The organism is Helicobacter saguini (assembly GCF_000762875.2).
Classification (GTDB): Bacteria; Campylobacterota; Campylobacteria; order Campylobacterales; family Helicobacteraceae; genus Helicobacter_A; species Helicobacter_A saguini.
In genome coordinates this window covers 95,290-121,713 of record NZ_JRMP02000001.1, presented here as the reverse complement: position 1 = coordinate 121,713, position 26,424 = coordinate 95,290, and the positions used below count along the sequence as shown (strand labels likewise).

At 35.6% G+C, this 26,424-nt stretch carries 24 protein-coding genes and 1 pseudogene; 9 read left to right on the top strand and 16 right to left on the bottom strand.

All coding sequences use genetic code 11. The features are described from left to right. Positions 1-77 precede the first annotated feature (77 nt). Together dnaA and LS64_RS00580 are read left to right on the top strand one after the other, a co-directional pair. Positions 78-1,391, top strand: a complete 1,314-nt coding sequence (gene dnaA / locus LS64_RS00585) for a chromosomal replication initiator protein DnaA (RefSeq protein ID WP_034570703.1) — start codon at positions 78-80, stop codon at positions 1,389-1,391. A 213-nt stretch (positions 1,392-1,604) separates the two neighbouring features. Beyond that, a complete protein-coding gene (locus LS64_RS00580; protein WP_034570700.1) occupies positions 1,605-2,819 on the top strand; it encodes a DNA polymerase III subunit beta in 1,215 nt (404 codons plus the stop codon). Positions 2,820-2,832: 13 nt separating this feature from the next. Here LS64_RS00580 and LS64_RS00575 read toward each other — a convergent pair whose 3' ends face one another. Beyond that, positions 2,833-3,432: a hypothetical protein gene (locus tag LS64_RS00575; protein WP_034570697.1), complete on the bottom strand. Its 600-nt coding sequence runs from the start codon at positions 3,430-3,432 to the stop codon at positions 2,833-2,835. Positions 3,433-3,533: 101 nt separating this feature from the next. Continuing rightward, entirely contained in the window at positions 3,534-5,549 is a 2,016-nt protein-coding gene (locus LS64_RS00570) for a methyl-accepting chemotaxis protein (protein WP_052062370.1), read from the bottom strand. A 362-nt stretch (positions 5,550-5,911) separates the two neighbouring features. Here LS64_RS00570 and LS64_RS00565 point away from each other — a divergent pair, with 362 nt between their 5' ends. After that, positions 5,912-6,547: a TlpA family protein disulfide reductase gene (locus LS64_RS00565; protein WP_034570695.1), complete on the top strand. Its 636-nt coding sequence runs from the start codon at positions 5,912-5,914 to the stop codon at positions 6,545-6,547. Next, a complete protein-coding gene (locus LS64_RS00560) occupies positions 6,540-7,037 on the top strand; it encodes a NuoB/complex I 20 kDa subunit family protein (protein ID WP_034570692.1) in 498 nt (165 codons plus the stop codon). Before LS64_RS00565 ends, LS64_RS00560 begins: the two co-directional genes overlap by 8 nt. 29 nt (positions 7,038-7,066) lie before the next feature. Here the strand turns inward: LS64_RS00560 and LS64_RS00555 are convergent, their stop codons facing one another. The 3 genes from LS64_RS00555 to LS64_RS12235 form a co-directional block, all read right to left on the bottom strand. Further along, on the bottom strand, positions 7,067-7,504 hold the full coding sequence (locus LS64_RS00555) for a hypothetical protein (RefSeq protein WP_034570690.1): 438 nt from the start codon (positions 7,502-7,504) through the stop codon (positions 7,067-7,069). A 145-nt stretch (positions 7,505-7,649) separates the two neighbouring features. Continuing rightward, positions 7,650-7,898: a flagellar biosynthesis anti-sigma factor FlgM gene (locus LS64_RS00550; protein ID WP_034570688.1), complete on the bottom strand. Its 249-nt coding sequence runs from the start codon at positions 7,896-7,898 to the stop codon at positions 7,650-7,652. Between the two features lie 75 nt (positions 7,899-7,973). Further along, a complete protein-coding gene (locus LS64_RS12235; protein ID WP_160659253.1) occupies positions 7,974-8,144 on the bottom strand; it encodes a hypothetical protein in 171 nt (56 codons plus the stop codon). A 177-nt stretch (positions 8,145-8,321) separates the two neighbouring features. Here LS64_RS12235 and LS64_RS00545 point away from each other — a divergent pair, with 177 nt between their 5' ends. Then, entirely contained in the window at positions 8,322-9,998 is a 1,677-nt protein-coding gene (locus LS64_RS00545) for a peptidoglycan DD-metalloendopeptidase family protein (protein WP_052062369.1), read from the top strand. A 44-nt stretch (positions 9,999-10,042) separates the two neighbouring features. Here LS64_RS00545 and infA read toward each other — a convergent pair whose 3' ends face one another. Together infA and fliS are read right to left on the bottom strand one after the other, a co-directional pair. Next, positions 10,043-10,267: a translation initiation factor IF-1 gene (gene infA / locus LS64_RS00540; protein ID WP_034570686.1), complete on the bottom strand. Its 225-nt coding sequence runs from the start codon at positions 10,265-10,267 to the stop codon at positions 10,043-10,045. 210 nt (positions 10,268-10,477) lie between these two features. After that, positions 10,478-10,876 carry a flagellar export chaperone FliS gene (fliS, locus tag LS64_RS00535; RefSeq protein ID WP_034570684.1) on the bottom strand — a complete coding sequence of 133 codons (399 nt, stop codon included), beginning with the start codon at positions 10,874-10,876 and terminating at the stop codon, positions 10,478-10,480. A gap of 287 nt (positions 10,877-11,163) precedes the next feature. On the opposite strand from fliS, the gene metG reads away from it, so the two are divergent. Next, a complete protein-coding gene (metG, locus tag LS64_RS00530) occupies positions 11,164-13,296 on the top strand; it encodes a methionine--tRNA ligase (RefSeq protein ID WP_034570681.1) in 2,133 nt (710 codons plus the stop codon). 82 nt (positions 13,297-13,378) lie between these two features. Here metG and LS64_RS13875 read toward each other — a convergent pair whose 3' ends face one another. Together LS64_RS13875 and LS64_RS13870 are read right to left on the bottom strand one after the other, a co-directional pair. Then, positions 13,379-13,792: a CZB domain-containing protein gene (locus LS64_RS13875; RefSeq protein WP_237416300.1), complete on the bottom strand. Its 414-nt coding sequence runs from the start codon at positions 13,790-13,792 to the stop codon at positions 13,379-13,381. 54 nt (positions 13,793-13,846) lie between these two features. Continuing rightward, positions 13,847-14,398: pseudogene (locus tag LS64_RS13870) on the bottom strand (methyl-accepting chemotaxis protein); the annotation flags it as partial. A 422-nt stretch (positions 14,399-14,820) separates the two neighbouring features. On the opposite strand from LS64_RS13870, the gene nth reads away from it, so the two are divergent. The 3 genes from nth to LS64_RS00515 all read left to right on the top strand — a co-directional run bounded on the left by nth (position 14,821) and on the right by LS64_RS00515 (position 16,983). Then, positions 14,821-15,459 (top strand): endonuclease III, encoded by a 639-nt coding sequence (nth, locus tag LS64_RS00520; protein WP_034570675.1) that lies wholly within the window; start codon positions 14,821-14,823, stop codon positions 15,457-15,459. A 95-nt stretch (positions 15,460-15,554) separates the two neighbouring features. Continuing rightward, positions 15,555-15,701 (top strand): hypothetical protein, encoded by a 147-nt coding sequence (locus LS64_RS12230; RefSeq protein ID WP_160659254.1) that lies wholly within the window; start codon positions 15,555-15,557, stop codon positions 15,699-15,701. A gap of 52 nt (positions 15,702-15,753) precedes the next feature. Next, a complete protein-coding gene (locus tag LS64_RS00515; RefSeq protein WP_034570672.1) occupies positions 15,754-16,983 on the top strand; it encodes a hypothetical protein in 1,230 nt (409 codons plus the stop codon). A 124-nt stretch (positions 16,984-17,107) separates the two neighbouring features. On the opposite strand, the gene LS64_RS00510 is transcribed toward LS64_RS00515, so the two are convergent. The 7 genes from LS64_RS00510 to galE are packed head-to-tail and all read right to left on the bottom strand — an operon-like array spanning position 17,108 to position 26,418. Next, a complete protein-coding gene (locus LS64_RS00510; RefSeq protein ID WP_118949026.1) occupies positions 17,108-19,816 on the bottom strand; it encodes a hypothetical protein in 2,709 nt (902 codons plus the stop codon). A gap of 36 nt (positions 19,817-19,852) precedes the next feature. Further along, positions 19,853-22,396 carry a hypothetical protein gene (locus LS64_RS00505; protein WP_118949027.1) on the bottom strand — a complete coding sequence of 848 codons (2,544 nt, stop codon included), beginning with the start codon at positions 22,394-22,396 and terminating at the stop codon, positions 19,853-19,855. Positions 22,397-22,416: 20 nt separating this feature from the next. Further along, on the bottom strand, positions 22,417-22,683 hold the full coding sequence (locus LS64_RS00500) for a Txe/YoeB family addiction module toxin (RefSeq protein WP_034569653.1): 267 nt from the start codon (positions 22,681-22,683) through the stop codon (positions 22,417-22,419). Next, a complete protein-coding gene (locus LS64_RS00495) occupies positions 22,676-22,963 on the bottom strand; it encodes a type II toxin-antitoxin system RelB/DinJ family antitoxin (protein WP_034569656.1) in 288 nt (95 codons plus the stop codon). The genes LS64_RS00500 and LS64_RS00495 overlap by 8 nt, the downstream gene beginning before the upstream one ends. Before the next feature lie 35 nt (positions 22,964-22,998). Then, positions 22,999-24,459 carry an FAD-dependent oxidoreductase gene (locus tag LS64_RS00490; protein WP_034569658.1) on the bottom strand — a complete coding sequence of 487 codons (1,461 nt, stop codon included), beginning with the start codon at positions 24,457-24,459 and terminating at the stop codon, positions 22,999-23,001. After that, complete coding sequence (locus LS64_RS00485) at positions 24,456-25,469, bottom strand: GtrA family protein (RefSeq protein WP_138127216.1); 1,014 nt, start codon at positions 25,467-25,469, stop codon at positions 24,456-24,458. The genes LS64_RS00490 and LS64_RS00485 overlap by 4 nt, the downstream gene beginning before the upstream one ends. After that, a complete protein-coding gene (gene galE / locus LS64_RS00480; RefSeq protein WP_034569663.1) occupies positions 25,456-26,418 on the bottom strand; it encodes a UDP-glucose 4-epimerase GalE in 963 nt (320 codons plus the stop codon). Before galE ends, LS64_RS00485 begins: the two co-directional genes overlap by 14 nt. Positions 26,419-26,424 lie beyond the last annotated feature (6 nt).

Below are 26,424 nucleotides of genomic sequence, written 5' to 3'. Positions count from 1 at the left end.
TTTCACTTTTAATTCACGTCTTAATTCACGTAAAAATGTTATAATTGCAAAAATTTAAGTGAAATTAAAGGATTAAAATGAATGGAAATGATGTTTTGGAAATTTTAAGAGAAAATTCAAGTATGTTAGAAAAAACGCAGTATTTAGACAAAATCGCTTATGATTATAATAAATCTAGTGAATCTAAATTCATTTTTATAGCAAAAAATAGCTTTATACTAAACTGGGTTAAGCGAAAATATGAAAGCAAAATGCTAGAAATAGCACAAAACGCACATATCACGCCAAAAATAATATTCATCTTAGAATCTCAACTAAATATAGAAACCATAGATGATGTTAAAACAAGATATTACATAAAAAATAACACGGCTATGACTAATACTGAATGCAGCTTTGAAAACTTTATCGTAGGCGAATGCAATGCCTTTGCTTATGAGAGTGCTAAAAGCGTAGTAGATTCTAAGGCAAGATATAATCCACTACTAATACACGGCAGCACAGGCTTAGGGAAAACGCACCTATTGCACTCAATATGCAATGCCGTGTATAAGAAAAATCCAAACGCATCAGTGATTTATATCGAAGCCGAAACAATGTTTAATGAATATAAACATAGAATCACAAATAAAAGTATGGACCAATTTAGAGAAAGATTCCGTAAATGCGATTATTTGCTAATTGATGATGTGCAGTTTTTGGGCGTTAGTGAGAAATTTCAAGAAGAGTTTTTCAACACTTTTAATAACATCGTGCAAGAAGGCGGACAAATCGTAATGACCAGCGATAAACCACCAAAAAAAATCGAAAAGCTTGAGACAAGGCTAAAGTCTCGTTTTATGGGCGGAATGATGGCAAAGATAGAATCTCCTGAGCTAGAGACTAGAATCAATATCATAAAACAAAAATGTAGGGTTAGAAATATACAATTAGATTCTGAAGTCATCGAATTTATAGCGGTAAAAATCCAAGAAAATATAAGAGATTTAGAAGGGACAATCACCACAATTTATGGAAATATGATGCTTTTAAAAGTGCCTATAACAATCGAATTACTAAAAACAATCCTAGAAGATAGAAGCACGCAAAGCCATGAAATAAACCTAAATGATATAATAAATCTAATGGCATTAGAATATAACATTAAACCAAGCGAAATTAAATCTAAAACGCGTGGCAAAAAAAATGTAGCAAAAGCACGTAAAATCGTAGCATACTTAGCAAAAAATGTAACGAGGACAAGCTTTCCAGATATAGCAATGGAGCTAAATCTAAAAGGACATAGTGCGGTAAGCAAACAAATAAAAACAATAAGTGATGAAATACAAAAAGATTCTAAACTAAAAATGGAAATAGAGAATCTAAAAAACAAACTTATGCAAAAAAATTAATATTTCTTAGATATAATTACAACTTTTCAAAGTAGTTTTAGAATCTAAAACGTGAATAGCAGTGAATGAAAACCACACAAAAATGTGAATTAAAATATAGTCGCAAAATTACCAGCCACAAATATTTTTAAGATTCTATAAAATCTTAATTCACAAATTCACAAACACTACTAATACTACTAAGAATCTAAATAATACACGCAAGGGAAAAAAATGTCACAAAAAAATATTCTAACGATTCAAAAAAATAAATTAGAGCAAGCCATTAGCACGTTAGGAAATGCTTACAACAAAAAAGAGACCTTTGATTTAAGCTCAAGCATTTTATTAGAAACAGATGGAAACGCACTTTATTTGAAAGCTACAAATAATGAAGCAATTAGTATGAAACTAAAAGTAGTGCCAGATTCTATAGAAGGTAAAATCTTTTGTGCGGTTAAAGGTGAATTTATTAGTGAATGTATAAAGCAAGGGCTAGATGATTCTGAAGTGATAATTGAATATGATGATAAAAAAGACATATTGCATATTAAACAAAAAAATTACAATGCTAAAATCCCTGTCTATAAAGTAAGAGATACTAATAGTAAAGATAGAGATGATGATTTAAATGATTTCCCTTTTAAAGATGATTATAAAACAACGCAAGGCTACAAAAAAATAGATATTGACAATAAACTATTAACTGATACATTTAAAAACATTATACACTGCTGTGATGAAAAGAATGCGTCTAGAATCTATACTCAAGGTGTATTATTACAAATAGAAAGCAAGGTTTTAACAATAGTAGCCACCGATACACTAAGACTAGCATATATAGAGACTGAATATCCAAACGATAAGATTGACTTTTCTTGTATTATTCCTAAAAAGGGAATAGTTGAGCTAGTTAAATTCTTTGGGGATAATTTTGACTTTTATATAAAAGAAATTGATATAGAAAAGGCAAATGAAGAAAATGAATACGAAGAAATTGAGACGAATATAGAATCTGTTTGCTTTGTAGCTGAAAATATGGAGATATATGTAAGGACTATTAATTCTAAATTCCCAGAATTTAAAAAGGTTATAGAAAAAGAAAGGGGTATTTCTATAAATGTTAAACGAGATAGTTTGCTAAAAGCACTACAAAGGGTAAATGGCTTATGCAGTGCGTCAAAAATCATTTTTTACAAAGATAAAATCACCATAGAATCTTTACATGGTAGAAACAACTCTGAAGTAAAAGATATTATTGATAATATAGAATTAAACTTACAAGATGAGATAGAAATATCTATGACAAATAAACATATAATAGAATGCCTAGCAAACGCAAAAGTAGAAAACATCGACATTTACATAGAAGAATACGCCCCAATCCTATTTGACGCAAAAGACTTCAAAGAAATCATCGTCCCAGAACGCGAATATAACTATAGATAAACCATTTTATAGTCTAGATTCTCTCATCATAAATATCATAAATCACGCCATAAATCGCGCGCATAATCTCAAGATTGTGCTGAAAAACCTGCCCATTTATCGCGATATAGCTAGTCGGGCTGTCAAATTCGCCAAGCTCAATGGTCTTAAATGGCGCATTTGACACACGCGCATTGCGATAATTTATCACCACACGCACATTGAAAGGCGCCTCAAAACCGCGTGGCATAAGCCGCTCACGCCCCACGCTACTAAGGCTCTCCCAATACTCATAAGGCTGCAGCTCCAAAAGGCTCAAACCCGCATCGCCACGATAGCAGCCAGCCAGCAGTTCCTGCGAGTTCGCATACGCATACTGCGGACGCCCAGTAATCGCACACACCTCCATAATCATAGGCGTTTCAGGCAAAAGCGGACTTGTGGCGACCAGATTTTTCTCCTCATACTGCCCCCAAATATCAGGCACATCGATACCATAAACCTGCGGCAGTGGCGGGGGCTCCATACCTTGAATGACATTTAGGGTAAAATCAGGGGAAAATGGCTCTTTTGCTTGTGTTTGATTCAAACCTATAAACGCAAGAAATATAACAAATAGGCAAAACTTTTTCATTATTTTCTCCAACCTTAGAATCTATAAATCCAAAGGAATATCGGCAAAACACAAAGATTATAGAATCTAGATTTTAAATATTATAAAGATTCTATAGAATCTTACACAAACTTTTTCTTATTCGTATCTGTTATGATTTCTTCTACTATATCATTGACTTTGCCGGCGACTAGGTTTGTTTGGTCGGCTATTTGCGAGTTATTTTGGGCGACATTTTCTAGCTCCATAATGCCATCATTTATGTTACTTAAGCCATGCGTTTGCTCTTTTATAGATTCTGATATATCTACGATATTTTGCACCAGCACACTTATATTAGATTCTATCTCGCTTAGACTTGTTTGTGTGCGTTCGGCGAGTTTCCTTACTTCATCGGCTACGACTGCAAAGCCACGTCCATGTTCCCCAGCCCTAGCCGCTTCGATTGCGGCATTCAAAGCCAACAAGTTTGTTTGATTTGCGATTTCTTTTATCACATCTACGATATTTTTTATGTTTTCTGCTTGTTTTGCAAAGTCGCTTGTCTTGCTATTTACATTTTGCATTGCGTTATTTATCTGCTCTATTGTCGCGGCTTGTTCTACCAACGCCTTTTTTTGCGTATGTGAGCCCTCAGTCAATTTAGACATAGAATCTTTCAAAATCTCGGTTTGACTGCTTAGATTCTCAGCGAAACTTAAAGACTGCTTAAGCATACTGCAAATATCATTTCCCAAGTTATTTGACATTACTTCTAGCTCACCTTTTGCATTCTCAATACGCGCGCTAAAATCATACCCTGCAAAGCTTTTACATAAGCTTTCAATCCTATTTATATCCTTGCCGATTCTAGATTCTAAAATATCTAGCATTGAGTTAAATGTATTTTTTAGCTTTATTAGCTCTGGGTTTATCGCCTTAGATTCCACACGCAAATGCAAGTTCCCCGCTTCTACGTCGCGAGCGATATTTACCGCGTCTGCTACCACGATTTTATCGGCTTGGAGTGTATTTTGCGCTATTTTAATATTTTCATTTATCACACGAGCGGCGATTCCAAACTCATCATTTGTCTTAATATCAATGAGTTTTACAGAATCTTTTTTATGATTTAGATAGTCAAAAAAGTGGATTAGCCCCTCTTGAATGATAGGCAGAGACTTTAGCACATAGCCGACAATAAACCACAGCACAAGCATAATCACCACGACAAATATAATCGTAAAAAGGCTTTGATGGATTAAAATATCGCGAAAAGATTCCTTATAATCATCCATAGAATTTGCACTGCACAGCATCCAGTCGTCATTTTGCATACATACGCCTACGCGGTCATCATCTTTAATCTTGTAGCGGATAATATCAGTTGGCTCATTTTTATTTTTATTTGCGGCTAGTTCACGGGCAAAGCCTATTACGGCTTGTTTTAAATCATTATCAGGACTCATTTGCCAGTTTGCATTTGAATGCAGTATCATATTATTATTTTCATCCGCGACAAATACCGAGCTAGTCTCAGTTGTCTTTAGCTTTTGAAACTCTACTTGCATCTCATGTAAAAAAATATTGCCGCCGATAACGCCTATAAGCTTGCCATCTTTAATAAGCGGGACATAAGCGGTTAGCGTGTAATTATCCGTTGTTATATCCTTAAAAACGCTAGATAACCCGGGCTTCATATCACGCTTTGCACTTTTATACCAAAGCCGCTCTCTAGCATCATAGCCCTTGCTTCTATCTAGCACATAAGCTTGACTTACCTCATTTGTCTTAAAATCTACATCGACTTTAACTAGCTTTCCATCTTCTTCAAACCCCACAAAAAGTGCGTCAAACACGCTATAATGCGAACTAACCCACAAATGCTTACCCACAGATTCCACACTTAAATCGCTTACCTTTAAAATCTCACGCGATAACGCGGTAATCACTTCCTTTTTAGTCTCGATAAAATAGTCGATAAATGCCACAGCAGTTTTCACACTCTCCTTTTTACCATTTGCAATATCTCTTATTAAGCTTTGCTTTGACATATAATAATTTACCGCGATAAATATGCTAAACCCCACAATCATCACAACTAACGTTGAAAACATAATTTTTTTTGCTACGGATAAATTTACTTGTGTTTTTGTCATTTTTACTCCTTTTTTTAATAATAAATTTTATGTAAAATACGTGTAAAATATTAATAACACTTACTAATATTTTTACAAATGTTTCATATTATATAATAAATTTTAAAAATTTTTCCATATTTTTTTATTGCGAAAATTACAAAATGTTACATTTTCTATTATTCTCATTTTACAAGGCGTAATAATAATGTAATTTTTTTGTTATAAAAATTAGATATTTTTGATTTATAGACTTAAAGTCTATTTAGAATCTTATTAATCTTAATAATATTCTATAAAATCTAAATTCTATAAAAGTTTGATTATTTAGTAGTTTTGTGATTAAATGTTGTATAATTCTTAGAAAATTTTATGGTGATTTTATGCGGTATGTTGGCTATGTAGCGATGTTTTTTTGTGTGGCACTTTTGGTGTATTTTCTTTTTTCTGTGGATAAAAAAGATTCTGCAACTACGCAAGAAAAGGTTGAAAAACACATTTTTATAGAATCTAAAAACATAGATTCTAAAGCGGATTCTAAAAAAGATAATATTTTTGATATTAATATACAAAATTCTAAGCAAGATTCTAAAAAAGTTCTATTTAATATAACTTCTTTAAGTAATAATAACGCTTTTTCTAATAAACCTAAGGTTGTTATGATTTACCCTAAAGATTGCAATTTGTGTAGCGGTATAACACCACACATTAATAATCTTGCAAGAAATCATAAAGATATAGATTTTATAATCTTAAATCAAAAGGATATTATAGAATCTAATATTTTATTAGATAAAAATATCGTTTTTACTAACTTAGTAGAAACACAAAATGATTTAACGTTTATAATAGATTCTATAAAACGAAAGTTAAATGTAGAAAGACGCGATTTTAATGCGCCGCTTGCCTTAATCGTGGATAAAAACGGCGAAATTTTACAAATGATAGAAGGCGCAATCACTGAAGAAATGATAGAAAGCGACATAAATCTTAACTTTAAAGGAGATAAAAATGAATGAAGTAGCAGCGTTAAAAGGCGCACCTGTGGCACTTGGCAGTGTGGATAAGATTCTAAACTGGGGGCGGAGTAACTCGCTTTGGCCCCTTACTTATGGGCTTGCGTGTTGCGCGATTGAGATGATGGCAACGGGCGGTTCGCGATTTGATTTTGATAGATTTGGCATTATTTTTCGGGCTAGTCCTAGGCAGAGCGATGTGATGATAATCGCTGGGACGCTAACTAAGAAGCACGCGGAATTTACGCGCCGACTTTATGACCAAATGCCTGAGCCAAAGTGGGTCGTGTCAATGGGGAGTTGCGCGAATACGGGCGGTATGTTTAACACTTATGCGACCGTGCAAGGCGTAGATAGGATTATCCCTGTGGATATTTATCTGCCAGGATGTGCTCCTCGCCCTGAAACACTGCAGTATGCAATGATGGTTTTACAGCAAAAAATACGACGTGAAAAGGCACTGCCACTTGACAATAAAAAAAGACTTGTGTAATGTTATGACAATTAAGATTCTATAGAATCTTACGCGTTGATTTTAAGTAGTTTTGATTGCTCTACCTTGCTTTTGTAGTCAGCTTTTTCTCTTGGGATTAGCTTATCTGCCATTGATGTGTAAAATTCGCCAACTGCAAAGGCAAGTCGTGCGTAATGTGTATTTATCGCCTTTAGCTCCTCTAAGGTCTTTCGCATATTCCCTAGCAAATTATCACTTTTAGCGTCCAAAATATCGGCTAGTTTCAAATGCGGATACTGCTGTGTAAGGCTCAAAATCTCCCTATCAATCAAGCCCTTGCTAGTTTCAAACTCTTTTATAACGCCAACTTTTTGGCTAGCGCGTTCAAAAACTGCCTCGTGTTTAGCCTGCTTTATATCCTCGATGTCATCTTGTGTGAAAGTGATTAGCGACTTTAGCTTTTGTATAGCCGCTTCTAAGTAAGAATGTAGTGTATCGTTATTCATTTGCTTTTCCCTAGCTAAATAGCGGATAAGATTCTATGGAATTATGGAGAATTGCTTTATAGAATCTAGATTCTATAAAACTGCCATACGCAATGACAAAATAAAAAAACCCCTTAAAAATTAGAATCTTAACTCCGCTTTCTACCTAAGCATTAAGCAAACTTCGTGCCATTCTATCGCTTGTAGCGAATAAATCTAGCTTATAAGTCCCATTTTTTATCTCTTCTTTGATTTGAGCTACTCTATCAGCTCGACTTTTTCCGCCAAATATTTCGCTTACAGAATCATCTCTCACGCGTTCATTTCTATCATTTCTATCACTATTTTTGATAGCGTCTCTATCGCGGTTTTGAGCCTGTTGAATTGTAGCTGTTACACTTGCTGAAATTCTCATAGTTGTCTCCTTACATTTGGTTTAGTCCTATTTATCCTAAAAACTATATCGACAAATTTTTAAAAAACTTTAGAATCATTTTAATTTTTTACTCATTTCACTTTGGAAATTCTCCACGCTTGTCGTTCCGCCCTTTTGCTTACCACCGCCATAGCCAGCCTGCCCTTTATATGTGTAAAAAAGCACAAAAGCCATAACATACAGAAAGATTACGAAAACGACACTTGGATAAATCCAATCTTTCATAATAAAATCCTTAAAATGACTGAAAATAAAGCCTTTATATACAAAATAACGATATAATTACCCTTTTTCAACCTTTACATTTAGCTAATTTTCACTTATCCTTTAGTGAAAGCTTTAAAAGTTATTAGCAAATATAATGCCAAGATTCTATCATACTTTGCAAGGATTTATATTAATATGAGAGTTTTTTTTAGTTTTTTTTGTATTTTATTGCTTTTTAATGTCGTTTTTATACAGGCAGATTCTAAAGATTCTAATAAAAATATAGAATCTAAAAATGTAGATTCTAGAGATTCTAAAATTGCAAATTCTAAAAATATAGAATCTAAAGACGCTCACTCCCCCTCCCTTGCGGAGGGGGCTGGGGGGTGGGTCAATAACCACAATAAAAGAGAAAGCCATAATACTAAAATAGATTCTAATAAAAAGGATTCTATCAAAACACAAAATCTAGATTCTAACGACGTAACAGAACCCACCCCCCTAACCCCCCTCCGCAAGGGAGGGGGGAATCTCACCCTAGCAAGTTTAGAATCTAATAAAGATTCTAAAAAAGATTCTATAGAATCTAACTCGCAAGATTCTAAAAATATAGATTCTAAAGATTCTATAGAATCTAAACCACAAGAAACACCAAAAACCCCGCAAAAACAAAGCGGCTTTAACGCCACCTACGCCGAGCGATACGCTTGGAAATATGGCTCTACACTCTTAGGCTTTTTCGCACAAAATAATATTCCAGAATCTACATATTACAACCTAGCCCCAGAAGATAAAGAATTAGTCGCCGATGTCAAAACAGATTCTGACATTTATGTATTACGCGATAGCAAGGGCGCGCTATTACAAGCCTATTTGCCGCTAAATGCTGATATGCAGGTAAAAATATTCTATGATTTTAACGACAACGCATACAAGCTAGAAATCACGCCCATATTATCCCTGCGATTTGAGCAAAAAGTCATAGCCAAGATTCAAGATGGCGGCGGACCTAGCAAGGCTTTATATAACGCAACTCAAGATGGCGGCTTAAATCAAGAGTTTCTAAACGCATACAAAGCCCGCTACGTCGTGCAAAAGGGCGATAGAGTAGCCGTAATCTACACACGCAAATTTCGCTTAGGCAAAAATATCGGCACACCAGATGTCAAATCCATCGCTATAGAATCTAAGGGCAAATTCTACTACCTTTTTGGCTACAAAAATCGCTACTATGACGCGGATGGCAAGGAAATGGCAAACTTCTTTTTAATCACACCTGTAAAATATCGCCGCATTAGCTCGAAATTCTCAAGCGGGAGAAAACACCCCGTATTAGGCTATGTGCGACCACATTATGGCGTAGATTTTTCCGCCACGACAGGCACTCCAGTATATGCGGCAGGGGAGGGGATAATCGCCTTTTCAGGCGTAAAGGGTGGCTATGGCAAGGTAATCGAAATCAATCACGCAGGGGGCATTCGCACACTTTATGCACACTTAAGCAAAATCGGCAAGGCTAGTAAAATCGGTGCGCGTGTGCGGCAGGGCACATATATCGGCAATGTCGGTAGCACAGGACTTAGCACAGGACCACATTTACACTTTGGCGTGTATAAAAATAATAAGCCCATAAATCCGCTAGGGCAAATCAAAACGCAGCGAAGCGAACTAAGCGGAAATGATAAAAAGCAATTTTTGGAATACTCACGTGTGGAAAAGGATGTAATGGATAACTTTTTACAGAGTGCTGATTTAACAAACAACACATTCTACATTACAAAAGACCCGCTAGATTCCCCAGAATCCCACGACGAGGAAGAGCATGAAGATTCTAATGTAGGGCAAGATTCCACAACTAACAAACAAAAATAAAAAACTAATACTAAATCTAAGCAGCAACATTATGGTATTAATGGTTATTCACGTGGATGGCGAAGCACTATTCTACCTTTGTCTAAACTATATGGTGTTAGTTCGATTTGAACGTTATCGCCTGGTAATATTTTAATATTGTGCATTCGCATTTTACCTGAAATATGACATAGAACGATATGTCCATTCTGCAATTCCACACGAAAAGTCGTGCTAGGCAAAGCCTCAATTACTTTTCCATCAACCTTAATGACATCATCTTTCGCCATTAATTCTCCTTAGGAAATTTCATAATGTCTATAAATCAAAATTTATATTCTTGTATTTTAACCATTTTATTATAAGATTCTCGTATTTTTAAAAATATAACGTTGTTTTTTATATTATTTTAACAAAGTAAATGATAAAACCTTGCTAAAAAAAATAAAAGTTACGTTGAATAGATTTAAAGATTCTACAAGATATAGAATCTAAAAAAGTTACGCATTAGGTCGCCCTAGCTCTTCTTGATGGATTTCCCTCCACGCCTCTAGTAAGCCACGGGCTACATTCATAACAATATCGATTTTCTCGACATTATTCTCCATATTTGCCTGCGTTAGTAGCTTTATTTGATGCGTGTAAAGCCCTGTAAGATACACCGCGACCTCGCCGCCTCTATCGTAGTCTAGGACATTTAATAGCTCGGTGAAAATATCAGTCGTGCGGTTGATATAGTAGATTTTTTTCTCTATATCGATGTCCTCCTCCTCCATTATACGCTTTGCCTGACCCAAAAATCTCAAAATACCTTCATACAACATCTCGATAAGTTTGGCTGGACTTTCCACACTCACCGAATTTTGTTGATACATATTATGGGCATTATACGCTCTCATAATTTGCTCCTTAAATCTTGTTTGTCTTGCTTAGTGTAGCATTTCTACTAAATCGGCTAATTTCAAAATATTTTATACAAAAATGTATTATATTGTGAAAAAATTAAGATTATAGAATTTTAATTTACTAATTTAAATTGTTTGATAGTGGGTAAATTTTATTAAAATGAACCATAAATTTAAAAAAAAATTATTTTTTATTTCTAAAAAACTTAAAACCCAAATTTTTAAATTAGAATCTAGATTTATGTTACATAGACACAAGATTCTAAAAGCAAAGGACAAAAATGAAACGGCTTTTGACTACCCCTATTTATTATGTGAATGATGTGCCGCATATCGGGCATGCGTATTCTACGATTATCGCGGATGTGATTAAGAAATACTGGACACTGCAAGGCGATGATGTGTTCTTGCTTACAGGCACAGATGAGCACGGGCAAAAGATTGAAGAAGCGGCGCGAAAAAAGGGCATAAAAACGATTGAATATGCCAACACGATTGCTAACAAATTCCGCGATGTGTGGGATAAATTCCATATCGATTATAATAAATTTATCCGCACGACATATTTGGAGCATATTTTGAGCGTGCAAAAGGCATTTGAGATAATGTTTGATAAGGGCGACATTTACAAGGGCGAGTATGAAGGGCAGTATTGCGTTAGTTGCGAGAGCTTTTTTACGCAAACGCAAGTGCTTGATGGAATCTACTGCCCTGATTGTGGTAAAGAGACGCGTTTGGTGAAAGAAGAGAGCTACTTTTTTCGCCTTTCAAAATATCAAAATAAATTGCTTGAATGGTATAAAAATAATCCTGCGTGTATCCTGCCGCTACATAAAAAAAATGAAGTGATAAAATTTGTGGATAATTCTTTGCAGGATTTATCGATTACTAGGACGAGTTTTGAGTGGGGGATAAAAGTGCCGCTGAAGCTAAAAGATGATAAACATATCGTGTATGTGTGGCTTGATGCTTTAATGAACTATCCATCCGCGCTTGGCTATGGCTTGGATTACAATAATGCGCGTGAATTGTTGCAGCATAAAGCTGAGCAAAACCCTGCTTTAGAATCTAAAATGGAGTATTTTAAGCACACTTCACATGTCGTAGGTAAGGATATTTTGCGATTTCACGCGATATACTGGCCAGCGTTTTTAATGAGCCTTGAATTGCCGCTTCCAGAGCATATTTTCGTGCATGGATGGTGGACTATTGATGGTGTGAAAATGTCTAAAAGTATCGGTAATGTGATAAATCCGCTTGATATACTAGAAGCGTATCCGCTTGATATTTTCCGCTATTTTTTGCTAAAAGAAGTGCCTTTTGGGCAAGATGGCGACTTTAGCGAAAGGGCGTTGATTAATCGCAATAATGGCGAGTTGAGTAATGATTTAGGCAATCTTGTCAATCGGCTAATAGGAATGAGTGAAAAATATTTTGAGTATGATTTGAGCGATAGTTTTAGTATTGATAGATTCCAGCTAGAGCGTGAGAAAGTCGATGAACTGAGCCATGAAGCACTCGGCTTTATGAATAATATGCAGCCAAATAAATATTTAGAATCTATTTGGGAAATGCTGCACCTTGCAAATGCGATGATTACAAAATTTGCCCCTTGGGAGATGATGAAGCGTGGCGAAGTGCAAGAATGCAAAGAATTACTGAATCTAATTGCAAATATTTTGCTGAAAGTTTCGCTTTTGCTTTATCCTATTATGCCTACGACTTGTCTTAAGATTGCGGCTTGTTTAGGCGTTAAGATAGATTCTGTGGGCTTTCGTGGGTTTATCGTTGAGTTTGAATATAAACGCGATTTTAAGATTACAAAGATTGACGCGTTGTTTCCTAAGATTGATTCACCGCGAATGAAAAAAGATTCTAATGTTATTGCGAGTGAGAGCGAGGCTATAGAATCTAAAGGGAATTCCCCCACCCTTGCGGGAAATGCTACTTCTCTTCCCCCACACCTTGCGGGGGACACCACTCTTTCTTCCCCCCCCCTTGCGGGGGGGGCTAGGGGGGGGGTAAAATCCCACGCCCCAGATTCTAAAGATTCTCAAAAATCTAATATAGAATCTAAAAATATAGAATCTAAAATCACCCTAAGCGATTTTCAAAAAATCCATTTGAAAGTAGGCACAATTTTGAGTGCTGAAAAGCTAGAAAAAAGCGAAAAATTATTAAAGTTAAAAGTTGATTTAGGCGAAGAAAACCCAAGACAAATAATCGCAGGTATTTCACAATTTTATAACCCTGAAAGTTTAGTAAATTCGCAAGTGATAGTTTTAGCAAATCTTAAACCAGCCAAGCTAATGGGCGAGCTAAGCGAAGGAATGCTACTAGCCTGCAAAGATAGCAATGGCTTATCCCTTTTACGCCCAGAAAACCCCCGCCACCCCGGCACCCCCATAAGCTAGATTCTAAACTTAAATTACTAAATGAAGATTTTTTTATAATGAATTTATCTTTAGAATCTAGATTCTATCCCACAAAAAGATTCTATTCACTTTTGACTTTGTCACGTTCTATTTCGCTGTCTTTTGCAAGTTTTTCATTTTTCTCATGTAGCATATTATCGATTTCTTTTATGACGCCTTGCGTGGAGTTTTCAAAAATTGTGATATTTTTATCGATAAAATCCTTTGTGACAGGCTGTTTTTCCTTAAGCGGAATAGCCATCGCATTTGCATAACTATGCGTAGCAGCGTGATATTTCTCAAGCTCGCGATACCCTTGCGTATCCCTAAAGTGCTTGTATCCATCGCCTTCATAATACCACTTCCCAAGTCGGCAGCTTTTGTGGTCGACAATCGCAAAGTCAGGCGCCGCATCAATAACAAATGAATACAAGTTATTTTTATACACAAGGTGGTCGAGTTTGGCAAGGGAGCAGAAAATGAGATTGTTTATCATACGCAACATATAGCGAATACCGATGGTGCTACTTGAGATATTTCGCATCATATCAACGGTGGTATTGACATTTTCTCGCATCGTTTCGGTGATGCCATTGATTTCTTCGGTATTTACGTGGATGTCGCCGCTTTCTTGCTGCATTGCTTTTACGACTATGGCGATGTCTTTTGTGGCTTTTTGCGTTTTTTCGGCAAGTTTGCGAACTTCATCGGCTACGACCGCAAAGCCGCGTCCATGCTCTCCAGCGCGTGCTGCTTCAATCGCCGCATTTAACGCAAGTAAGTTTGTCTGCTCTGCAATATCATCAATTAGCGAAATCACATTTGTAATGTCGTTGCTTCGGCTGCTAAGGCTTTGGGCAAGTTGCTGTGCGTGCTGGACTTTATCGCATAGCTCGTTAATATCTTCCAAAGATTTTTCACTAATTTTCAAGCCCTCATGCGAGTTATCCGCGATAGATTCACTATTTGTTAGAATCTTGGTTAGCTCTTGAAAAGATTCAGCAAAGCTATTTTGCGTAGCGGTCAGTCCGCCCTTTAAAGCGACCAAATAAATGCCGACAATATCGACCCCGCCAAGCCTTTTATCACCAAAATTCGTCATATTCAAAATGAAAGTATCCAAGCCATCGACCTTTTTACTCACCACTAAATACAGCTGATTTTTGATACTTATGGCGTTTGGATGTGTTAGCAAAGTCGGCAAAACGCCCTTAATATCGGCAAGTATCGCCTTTGCATTGTCGTTGCTAAAGACGATTTCTTGCTTGTCATTTACCGCGAATATAAAATCACTAGCCGCCACCGCACTAAGCCCTTTATACAGGGCAACTTCAGCCTTTAGATTTTGTATTTCTGCCTCTTTTTGCTGCAAATCTTTTTTGAGAGAATTTGATGAGAACATTGTCTTTCCTTGCTTTGTCATTGTCTCCATTTTGTTATCACAAATTGAAACGTGTATTTTAACATTATTTTTGGGGAAATGCGGTAAAATGCTAATGTTTTAAATATCAAATAAGGATAAACATGACCTTAACACAAAAGGCGCAGATTCTAAAAACCTTATTTTTACAAAAATATGCGGACGCAAAAAGCGAGCTGCATTACACAAATATTTATGAGCTTTTAATCGCCGTGATGTTGTCCGCACAATGCACGGATAAACGCGTAAATATCGTCACACCCGCACTTTTTGCCAAGTATCCAAACGCGCTCGCCCTAAGCAAAGCCGATATTAATGATGTCAAAAATCTTATAAAATCAGTCTCATTTTTCAACAATAAAGCCAAAAATCTAATCGAAATGGCAAAAGCCGTAGTGCAGAAATTTGGCGGCGAAATCCCCACAAATCAAAAAGATTTAATGAGCCTAAAAGGTGTCGGACAAAAGAGTGCAAATGTCGTGCTAGGCGAGTTTTTAAAGCAAAATTATATGGCGGTGGATACGCATGTTTTTCGCGTTTCGCACCGATTAGGCTTAAGTGATTCAAAAAGCGCGCTGCAAACTGAGAGCGATTTAGAGGGGCTTTTTAAGAGCGATTTAAACGCGCTGCACCAAGCCTTTGTGCTATTTGGGCGATATGAGTGTAAGGCGGTAAATCCGCAGTGTGTGACCTGTTTTGTGAAAGAATATTGTGTAGATTCTAAGAATTTTAAACCGAAGTAATTAAATTTTAAAAATAATGTAAAAAAAATATTATTTTTTCAGTTTTTAGTCGATATAGTGCTAAACAAGTTTTAGGCAAGGTTAGAATCTGCTACGTGGAATCTACACCAAAAAGTGTGGAATCTATTAAGATAGAGACTACCAAAAGGGATAAAATCTATTATGATAGAATCTGTCAAAAGGCTAGAATCTATCATAAGAGAGACTGCCAAGCAAGGTTAGAATCTGCGTTAGAGTGGTAAGTGGATTATAATTTGCTTATATACTTGCTACATCAAAACATAAGGAAAGAAAATGACAAAAAAAATTGTTGGCTCAATTGTAGCGGCTGGGATTTTAGTTAGCGTTAGTAATGCGGCGACTATTACGCCATTTGGTCAAGTGGGTGTGATTGGTAACTTTGGCTTTGGTGATGGTAACTCTCGCCCTGGTGAAAGCGTAACAGGCTATCTAGGCGTAAGCGGTAACATAGGTGTTGATTTCAACTTTAGCGGCATTCGATTTGGTGCGGGAGCGTGGGCTGGATTTGCTCCTTTGACTATTGGTGCAGGTGGCGACTATACATCTAATGATTATGTGCATCGCTGGGATGGCGCTTTATTTAAACGCCCATTTGTTGAGTTAAGCGACTTGTATTTTGGCTATCAAGGCAATGGTTTAGATTTCTTAATCGGTCGATATAATGCAAATAAAATCTTACGCACAGCAGATTGGATTGGCGGGAATAATCAAGGTTTTGCTTTAGCGTATGACTCATCTTACTTTGGCGTGTGGGCTACTTGGGTAAATGACTATTTGCGAAATGGTTATAACGCAAGTAACAAAATCGGTAACACTGATGGACGCTATGGTATGGATATTTCAGGTATGGGTAACTACTCATCAAGCTGGAATAACTTTAATGTGCGAAATGAGCTATTTGCCGCTGGTATCGATGTGAAAATCGGTGAGTATTTTAGCCTTAGCCCTTATGCGCAATATTGGCTAAGAGATGGATGGAGCGATACGCTTCAGGCTGGTGCAAGACTTGCATTTAGCTTTAATGCTGGTCCTGTGAAATCGACTACTACAGGTCGCTTCTTGTGGTCAAATAACATTGATAACGGCGGAAATGGTTTTATGTGGCAAGCAGACCAAGAGTTCCTATTTATCGATATGATTAAGCTAGGTGGTGGTTATCTTAGCATCGGTGGTATCGGCTTAGGTAATAATACTATTGTGGATAGAACAAGATTCTACGGACAATATCTATATCCATTTAGCTACAATGGCACAGGCTTAAGCAATCGCGGCTACTTGAATGCGTATGTAGATACTTGGTATGTATTCACAGGATTTAAGCTAGGTGAAACACTAGATTTGGATATTCTATACGCAGATGGTGATTATAAAGAATTTTCAACAATTCTTAACTACAACATCTTAGAATCTGGTAGCTTTAAATGGTCTGTGGGCGGCGGCTATGTAACAAATGGCTTTGGTAACGCACACACAGGGCTTGTATATACTAAGGCGAAGTTTTAGTGCTTTAGAATCTTATTTTGTGGGGGTAGATTCTATTGTTTAGAATCTATTAAGGGGTGTTTTTTACTGCAACATAAATAAAATCTTTAATGCGTTTAGATTCTAACAAATGTTTTTTTGTGCGTTAGAATCTTGCAGATTCTGTCTTTGAACCTACTAAAATGTTTAAAATAATTACGTAAAATAGGGTGGGGATGAAGCCGAAGTAGAGTAGGATGAAATTCATGTGAGTGTGGATGTAGCTATGTGCCTTGCCCATGATATACCAGCTAAGTGGCGATAGTGCAAAGACAAATATTAGCACAACGCACAAACGCACTTCTTTTAAATCTAGCGCAAATATGCTAAAGCCTTTGGAATCTAAATTTTTATCATTTGAAAAATCTTTGGAATCTAAGCAAAATAATCTTTTAAACCAGCTAAAAATATTAAAAGAAGTGCTTTTAGAATCTAAAATCTTAGAATCTAAAGGACTTTTAGAATCTAAAGATGGCGTAGATTCTGTATTTTTAAAATCTAGAAAATCTTTATTAGAAAAAGCGGACTTTTTAGAATCTATATTACGATTCTTAAACGCACATACACACAAAATGCCAACGCTAATTAGCAGCAACACAAATGCGAGTGCCTTAACATCGCTAAAAATAAAATAAATATCGCCTAGCAAATATCTACTAATCACCTTAAACACACTAGCATTTAGCGAGTCCGCATAGCCGGGGTCAAAATCACTTGCCGAGCCGCCTATCATTCGGCGTAAATAATCTTGCTTGTAGATATTCTCTAAACCTTGCAAAATGCTGCCATCACCGCGTAAATAGCAATGATATATAAAGCACAGGCTAAAGCCAAAAATCGCTAACGCAAAAAGTAGAATAATCATTTTAAATAACGTGGTTTTCTCTAAAATAGGGTTTTGTGAGAGCGATAGGATTTTAGAATCTGTATTTAAAGTGGATGTTTGGGTGGAGTTTTTAGAATCTTTCTCTAAAAAAGGGTGGTGGGTGGGCGTTTGGGTTTTGGAATCTAAATTCTTAGAATCTTGCGTTTTAGATTCTATGGAATCTTTAGAATTTATTTTGGAATCTTGCAAATTAGATTCTGTATTTTTCTTAGAATCTTTACTTTTAGATTCCCAAAATGTAAGGCAAAATGCGATTAGAAATGGTGAAATCGCAAAAAGCGTAATGCTTGTGATATACTCATAACTACACGCCGCGCGAAATGTAAAGCTAAGGGTGAAAAGGGCGAGCAGTAAAACGCAGGTTTTATCGAGTTTTATAGAATCTGTTTTCTTAGAATCGATAGAATTTTGCGAAATAAAATCCATTTTCTTAGAATGCTTAGAATCTTGTTTATCAAAATTGTTAGAATCTTGCGAGTTAGATTCCGTAATTTTAGAATCTTTCGCTATTTTTTGCAGCCTTAGATAAAGCAAAGAAGTGAAAATAAAAGGCACAAACCACGCAAAATACAAATGATAAAGGTTATTACCATAATTTACCACGCCGCTACTTAGGAAAAGTGTCGCAAAAAACACGATACCAAAGGTGCGATTTATGATTTTTGCAAATAAAATGCTAGAAAATGTTATCACAAACGCACACAAAATCGCGGCTAGAAAGTAAAGCAAATTGAGTGAATCTAGATTCAAATGCCGATAAATATAAGAAGCAATAAAGCCCTGCAAGCCGATGGCACTTTTATAAACGCCGATAGTTTTGGGCGTTTCGTTATTTTCTAACATTTCATAGATTTGCATTGCTTGAGATGGCGTGGGGTAATAATCAATGGGATAAATAAGCCCAAAGCCCTGCGTATCAAGGTGATGAATGTCGGCGATAATCTTGCCAACGACACTTGCCTCTGTATCTTTTTGCCAAAATTTAAAGTCATTTGGGCTTACGATATGCAAAGCATTATTATAAAAACTGAAAGTTAAAAGAATAAAAGCTATTAAAATAGTAACTTTTTTATATTTGAATAAAATCTTTATTTTTGTTAGGAAAAATAGGGCGATTCCTGTTAGGTAATATTGCAAAAGTTTGAGTAGAAATGTGATTTTAAAATGGGTTTTGTAACTTATTTGTGTTGGTTTTATAGAATCTTGTGGCATTATAAAAGTTATAAAATTTTGGTTATTTGGGTGATTAAAGTTATAGATTTGGTAGTTTTCAAATTTATTAGATTCTATGTTTTTATTAGAATCTTTTTCTAAAATAGGTTGGTGAGCGGATGATAGGTTGCTTGAATCTTTAGCATTTATAGAATCTTGATTCTGTAAATTATTAGAATCTGCTTTATTATTTATAGAATTTTTAGAATCTATTTTAGAATTTTGTGAGTTGGATTCTATATTGTCTATATTTTTAGAATCTAGGTGTTGAGTTACCCCCCCCCCCCCATTGTTGTTATTAGATTCTAAAGCGTTTGCCTTGGATGTAACATTTGTTACTTCCTTAGAATCCGCACTAAAATTCATCTTAGAATCTGCGAATTTAAAGTCAATAATTTCAATATCGCTTAAATCTTTTTGCGCCCTAAAAATTTGATTTTTAAATTTTATTTTTGCGTTATATTCTATAAAATTTTTGGTGGTGTAATTTGCAGAATTTTCCTGCCTTGCAACACTTTTCCCACCCATCCCACCCTTTAAGGTATGAGCGGCAGGAAAATCCTGCAAGTTAGATTCTAGAATCTTAGAATCTTTATACTCCAAATTTGCTTCATAGATTCTATCCCTTGATACAAAAGATAAAATAAAAAACAACCCCACTAATAACGCAAATATTCCACTCCAAAACCACAATAATCGCTTCTCAAACCTACTCATTCCACACTCCAAAAAGACAAAAATAAAACCTAGATTCTACACAAAAAATGTTATCACAAATGCGCCTTTTGTTTGCGTGATTATAGGATTTTTGTCAAATTCTTTTGCTAGATTTGGGATTTTTATATGCAAATTATCATTGCCTTCACACACAAAAATGCTTACTTTTACCTTAGAATCTTTCTTTTTTAATTCCATAAATTTATCTCGCAAAAATATCATATCTTGCATACTATCTGTTTGATTAAACTTGCTAAAAGTCTCGTATTTTGGCGACTTACTAAGCTGATATGAGTAATAATCAAACACAGGTCTTGCCGGCACATACACAAAAATCTTAGAGTTAGAATCTATATTTTGTATAAGCTCCCTTACATTATGGTGCGTATATTCCCTTTTAAATGCGTGCTTTGACATTTGAAAAGTCGGCACAAATATAATAAAAATCAAAAATGCGCTGCAAATATTTCTAGTATTTTTACGCTGATAGAAAAATACGCCACCAAATGCAGCCAAAATAAAAAAAACAACGCTCATATACAAAGAAAGCCTGCTACCAAGCACACCACCATATCCAAAAGGATAAATCTTAAACCACGATAACGCAATATAAGTCGCCACGATAGCAAGTAGTCCCACGCACAAAGCGCGTTTATTTTTCCACAAAAATATATAACCAAAAATATTTAAAATCAAATAGAGCGTAGAGCCAAGATTCCCAAAGGCATTAAAACCGCTATAAACGCTAATCCAGTTGTCTTTAATAAATTTAGGATACGCACTTAAATTATGCGGTAGGAAATAATTAGCCCAAAAATCATAGAAATATTGCGTAGCTTGATAGCGGATATAAAGTAGGTAATAAGCTATTACAAAGGCGAGTAAAATAGCGATATAAAGGGCGTTTTGTTTGAAAAAATTTAAAGCGTTTTTGGTGTGATTAATAGGGTGGTGGGTGGGCGATAGGTTGTTAGATTCTATAGAATCTAGATTCTGTGAATTTTTAAAATCTGTTTGAAAATCTCGCAAATTAGATTCTGTAATATCGTTATTTAGGGCATTTTGCTTGGAAGTTACAAATGTTACATCCTTAGAATCTTTTGACGTAACATTTGTTACATCCTTAGAATCTTGCAAATTAGATTCTATAAAAGTATTAGAATCTTGCTTTAAATTCGCTTGAAAAATAGCGCGATAAAGATACCCAAAGCCCAAACCAAAGGCGATAAAAAGACTCGTGTAAGAAAAAAGAGAGCAAAAAATCGTTGCAATTATAAAGGTTTTAAAACTTTTGTTTGCAAGAAAAAGATAAACTAGTAAAAACGCAGCCGCAGCTTCACATTCATACTGCTTAAAGCTAGTAGAATAATACAAAAGTGCGTAACTACCGCAAACCAACACGATAAAAAAAGGCGTAAAAAAGCTAGATTTTATAGAATCTAAAAACGCAATTTTATATGTCAAAAATAGCACAAAAAGTCCGCTAATAAAGGGCAGAAAATAAAGCGAATATTCATTATAATGAAAGGGATAACCTATAATTTTACTAAGCACTAAAAAGCCCACAGGTGCGGCTTGTCCTTGTGTCAAAGGCTTAAAAAATAAATCTCTAAAAGGCGTATCATACATACTATAAGTTAGCGCGGCTTCATCAAGCCATAAATCTCTATAAAAAATATACTCAAAAGACCGCAATATCACGGCGATTAAAAGCATAAGCAAGGCGGCATTTGTTAAGATTCTATTGCTATTTTCTATTTTTTTAGCTAGTAAATAAAGTAAAATCGCGCCTAAATATATGCTTAAAATCATTGTTAGAAAGCTTAGTTTAAAATGGGTTTTATATGTTATTTGTGTTGGCTTTATAGAATCTTTTGGCATTATAAAAGTTATAAAATTTTGGTTATTTGGGTGGGTAAAGTTATATATTTGGTAGTTTTTAAATTTGTTAGATTCTATGGGCGTTTGGTTTTTAGAATCTGTATTGAAAGTGGGCGTTTGGTTATTAGAATCTTTCTCTAAAAAAGGGCTTTGTGGGGGCGTTTGGCTATTAGATTCTGTATTTAAAGAAGGGCGGTGGGCGGGCATTTGGTTATATTTTGTGGAATCTTTTGAATCTATATCATTAATAGGGCGGTAGGCGGGCGATAGGTTGTTAGATTCTATAGAATCTAGATTCTGTAAATTATTAGAATCTTGCAAGTTAGATTCTATATTTTTAGAATCTAAGGGCTTTACCCCCCCCCCCCCCCCGTTGTTATTAGATTCTAAGGCGTTTGTCTTGGATGTAACATTTGTTACTTCCTTAGAATCCGCTTTAAAATTCACGTTAGAATCTGCAAATTTAAAGTCAGTGATTTCAATATCGCTTAAATCTTTTTGCGCCCTAAAAATTTGATTTTTAAATTTTATTTTTGCTTCATATCTTACAAAATCATTAATATTACTAGAATCTTTATAATCCAAATTTGCTTCATAGATTCTATCCCTTGACAAAAAAGATAAAATAAAAAACAACCCCGCAACCAACGCAAATAAACCACTCCAAAACCACAACAAATTTCGCTCAAATCTACTCATAAAAACTCCAAAATACAAATTTATTTATCATTATAATGCGTTCCCACTTGCAAAATCTCGCATACATTATCATCAAATTTATACACAATGCGATTTTTAGAATCTATGCGCCGTGAGTAGCACCCACTTAGCTCGCCCTTTAGCTTTTCTGGCTTCCCTAAGCCGCTTTCACCATTTCGCGCGATGTCTTTTAGCAAATCATTGATTTTTAGCGTTTGCTTATGATTTATCCTTTGTATCTCATCGTATTGCAACCACGCATTTGCGGAAAACAAAATATTACGCATGGGCTTTCTCTTCTATTGTATTTTCTAGCTCATCTATTGTTTTTTCCACGACTTTCCCTTGTTCTATCTGTCTTATTGACTCTTTTATAAACGCGATATTTTCATCACTATAAAACGGGTCTTTTTTTATAGAAAGCTTCAAAGGCAGCCGCTGCTCCCTTACCGCCGCACTAAGAAACATCCGCAAAGCCGTTGGCGTATCTAGCCCTAGCTCACCAAACAACTTATCCGCCTTTGCCTTCAATTCTTTATCTACTTTTAACTGCATTAGTGTAGTCATATCTATACTCCTGTATTGAAATGTAATATTATACACTAACTTTCTTTAGATTCCATACTCTTTCCGCTCTCTTGATAGTCATAATCCGTGTTGATATTCCACAAATCTACATCTTTACCCAAGATTTTATCCGCACACATTAAGCCCATTAGAATGCTGTGGTCTTGATTATTGTATTTAAACGCCCCGTTTCGCCCGATAAAATACAAGTCCTTAAACTCGCCCAACGCCGCATAAATCTTATGCAAATTCTCCTTATAACCACGCTCATACACAGGGTAGCTTTTGTGGATTTTTAGCACTTTTGCATCCTTAATGAGATTAGAATCTTTCACTAATTTAGAATCTAATAAGTCCTTTTTGGCAATTTCTATCATAGAATCTGAATCTAGATTCCATAATTTTTCATCATCATTTGCCCAGTATTCAAGGCATAAGATTTCTGCGTTTTGTCCGCATATTAAGTCTTTTGTCCAGTTTGCAAAGTCGGTTATTCTGCCTGTTTGCGTGGCTTTGTTATGCACATAAATCCAGTTATCAGCGAAGATTCTAGAATCTTTAGAATCTATTTCTACATACACTAAAATTGTGTTTCTAAATTTTAAATTACTAGCCAAATCTTTAATGTTAGAATCTAATTCGCTCAAAGATAAAACCATATCTTTAAATGGCGCGGTGGATATTACAATGTCGCACTCGATTTCACGTTCTTTAGAATCTTCGCTCTTAGATTCTATAGAATCTTGCGAGTTAGATTCTATAAACCTAACCCCACACGCCTTTTTATCTTTCGTTAAAATCCCTGTAACCTTGCAATTTAGCAATATTTCCCCACCACTTTTAAGGATAGAATCCGCCATATTTTCATACACCACGCCACAGCCCTTTTTAGGATAGCTAAAGCAATCAACTAAAGTCTTGTGCTTTTTACCGCCGCCGCCAAAAAAGGCTGCTTTCGCTGCTTCATAAAGGTTTAAGCCCTTTATTCGTTGCGCTGCAAAGTCGCTGTCTAATTCATCGCATTTTATGCCCCAAAGTTTTTCAGTGTAGCTTTTGAAAAATATGCTATAAAGGCGATAGCCAAAGGCGTTTGCGACCCACGATTCAAAGCTATCTCCCTTAAAAGGACGTATTTTTGCCTTAAAATAGCTTAAAACGCACATAATAGATTCTATAATTCCTAGCTTTTTTAACGCATCAAAACCACGAAGTGGGTAATAAAAAAATTTGTTGTTATAAAAAATGCGTGTTAAGCGATTGACCTGCTCGTATTGCCCACGCGTGTGCGATAGCCAAAAGTCATTCAGCCGCTTATCCTTGCTAAAAAAGCGGTGCGGACCGACATCTACTATTTGATTAAACATTTTAAGGCTTTTACTCATACCACCGACACTTTCGCTCTCTTCTAAGATGACTACTTTGTAGCCATTTTCACTTAGCACTCTTGCAGCGGATAGTCCTGCTGGACCCGCACCTATGATTACTACTTTTTTCATTGTTGCTCCTTTTGGTTGATAGATTTTGTGGGCGATAGGTTTTTAGAATCTTTTAGACTAGAAACTTTGTTGTGAGTGGGATTCCCCCCTCCCTTGCGGAGGGGGGTTAGGGGGGTGGGTATTTGTGCGTTATTTTGTAGGTGGATGTTATCTTTTTTATAATCTAGATTTATAGAATCTTTTTGTATATTTTCGTTTTCTGTTTTATTAGAGTTTTTTACCCACCCCCCAGCCCCCTCCGCAAGGGAGGGGGAGTAAGCGTTTTTAGATTCTATATTTTTAGAATCCTTAAAAATATCGCTATTTGCGGAGTCTTTCTTGGATATAACATTTGTTACTTCCATAGAATCTTTAAAACTAAAAAACTTATGTCCTAAAAAGTTAAAGATAAAACTAGCCCCTATGCCACAAATGTGTGCGATAAATTCAATTATTTCTTTACTAAAATTTGTAAAAATATTTTGCAAAATCTTAAGGCTAAATACACTTACAACAAATGCCACACATAAGCCGACACTTGCCACAAGGCTAAATTTAAGGAATTTTTTTAATGTGTTTTTAGTGAAAATTTGCAAGGTAAAATTTTTCTTATATTTTGAAGGGTTGGAATGGGCGGGACTTTGGAATCTAAGAGAAATTTTACCTTGCAAATTTTTTTTAGATTCTATATTTTCTTTGGATGTAACATTTGTGCCATCCATAGAATCAGCCTTAAAAATAAAGCGATTGCTAAGATAAAAATTCACAAAATGCCCTAAAATATACGCCACAATCACGCTAAGCGAAAAGCTAAAATAAAAATTTAATAAAATGCGCGAAATAATATTCACACTAACCGCGATTAATGCCACAAGAAAATATCCGCTAAATTGCAAAATATGCTTTTTGTAGGGCTTAGATTCTATATTTTTAGAATCCTTAAGAATATCGCTATTTGCGGAATCTTTCTTGGATGCAACATTTGTATCATCCATAAAATTGCTTTTAGAATCCATACTAATACCTTGCATTTTTATGCCATTTTAATGCGGAAGCCAAAATAGATTCTATATTTTCAAAAATGCAATTAAAGCCTAAAATCTTAGCTGCCTTTTTGTTTGAGCCGATTAGTGCGGCTGGGTCGCCATCTCGGCGTGGGCAGATTCTATAATTTATTTTAGAATTAATAAGTTTTTCACACGCTTTTAGAATCTGAAAAACCGAAAAGCCCTGATTATTCCCAAGATTAAAAACTTCGCTAGTTCCGCCATTTAGCAAGTATTGCAGTGCCAAAATATGCGCACGTCCCAAATCATCCACATGGATATAATCGCGCACACAGCTACCATCAAAAGTATCATAATCATCGCCAAAGACGCTAAACTCAGCCCTTTTGCCTAACGCAGTAGCGATAATAAGCGGAATGGCGTGCGTTTCAGGATTGTGGCTCTCGCCGATATTAAACAACGCGGACGCCCCCGCAGCATTGAAATATCGCAGTGCCACATACTTTAAATCGTATGCGTGTGCGTAGTCCTTTAGCATATTTTCAATCACTAGCTTTGTGTAGCCATAAGGATTTATGGGCTTTTGGGCGGCAGATTCTGTAATGGGAAGGCGTTTTGGCACGCCATAAGTCGCACACGTGCTAGAAAAAATGATATTTTTACAGCCATTTTTTAGCATAGAATCTAGCAGATTTTGCGTATTTGCAATGTTATTTTTGTAGTATTTGGCAGGATTACTCACGCTCTCGCCAACATAGGCAAACGCGGCAAAATGGATAACCGCAATGATATTATATTGTGTGAAAATCTTGTCTAATAACGCAGTATCACTCAAATCGCCTTTAATGAAACTAGTTTTTTTATACGCATTATTCAAGGCATTTATAAGGGTTTTTATTTTTTTATTGTTAGAATCTTGCAAATTAGATTCTATATTTTTGGTTTCTTTGTTGTGGAATTTCGCCCTTTGAATCTGCTC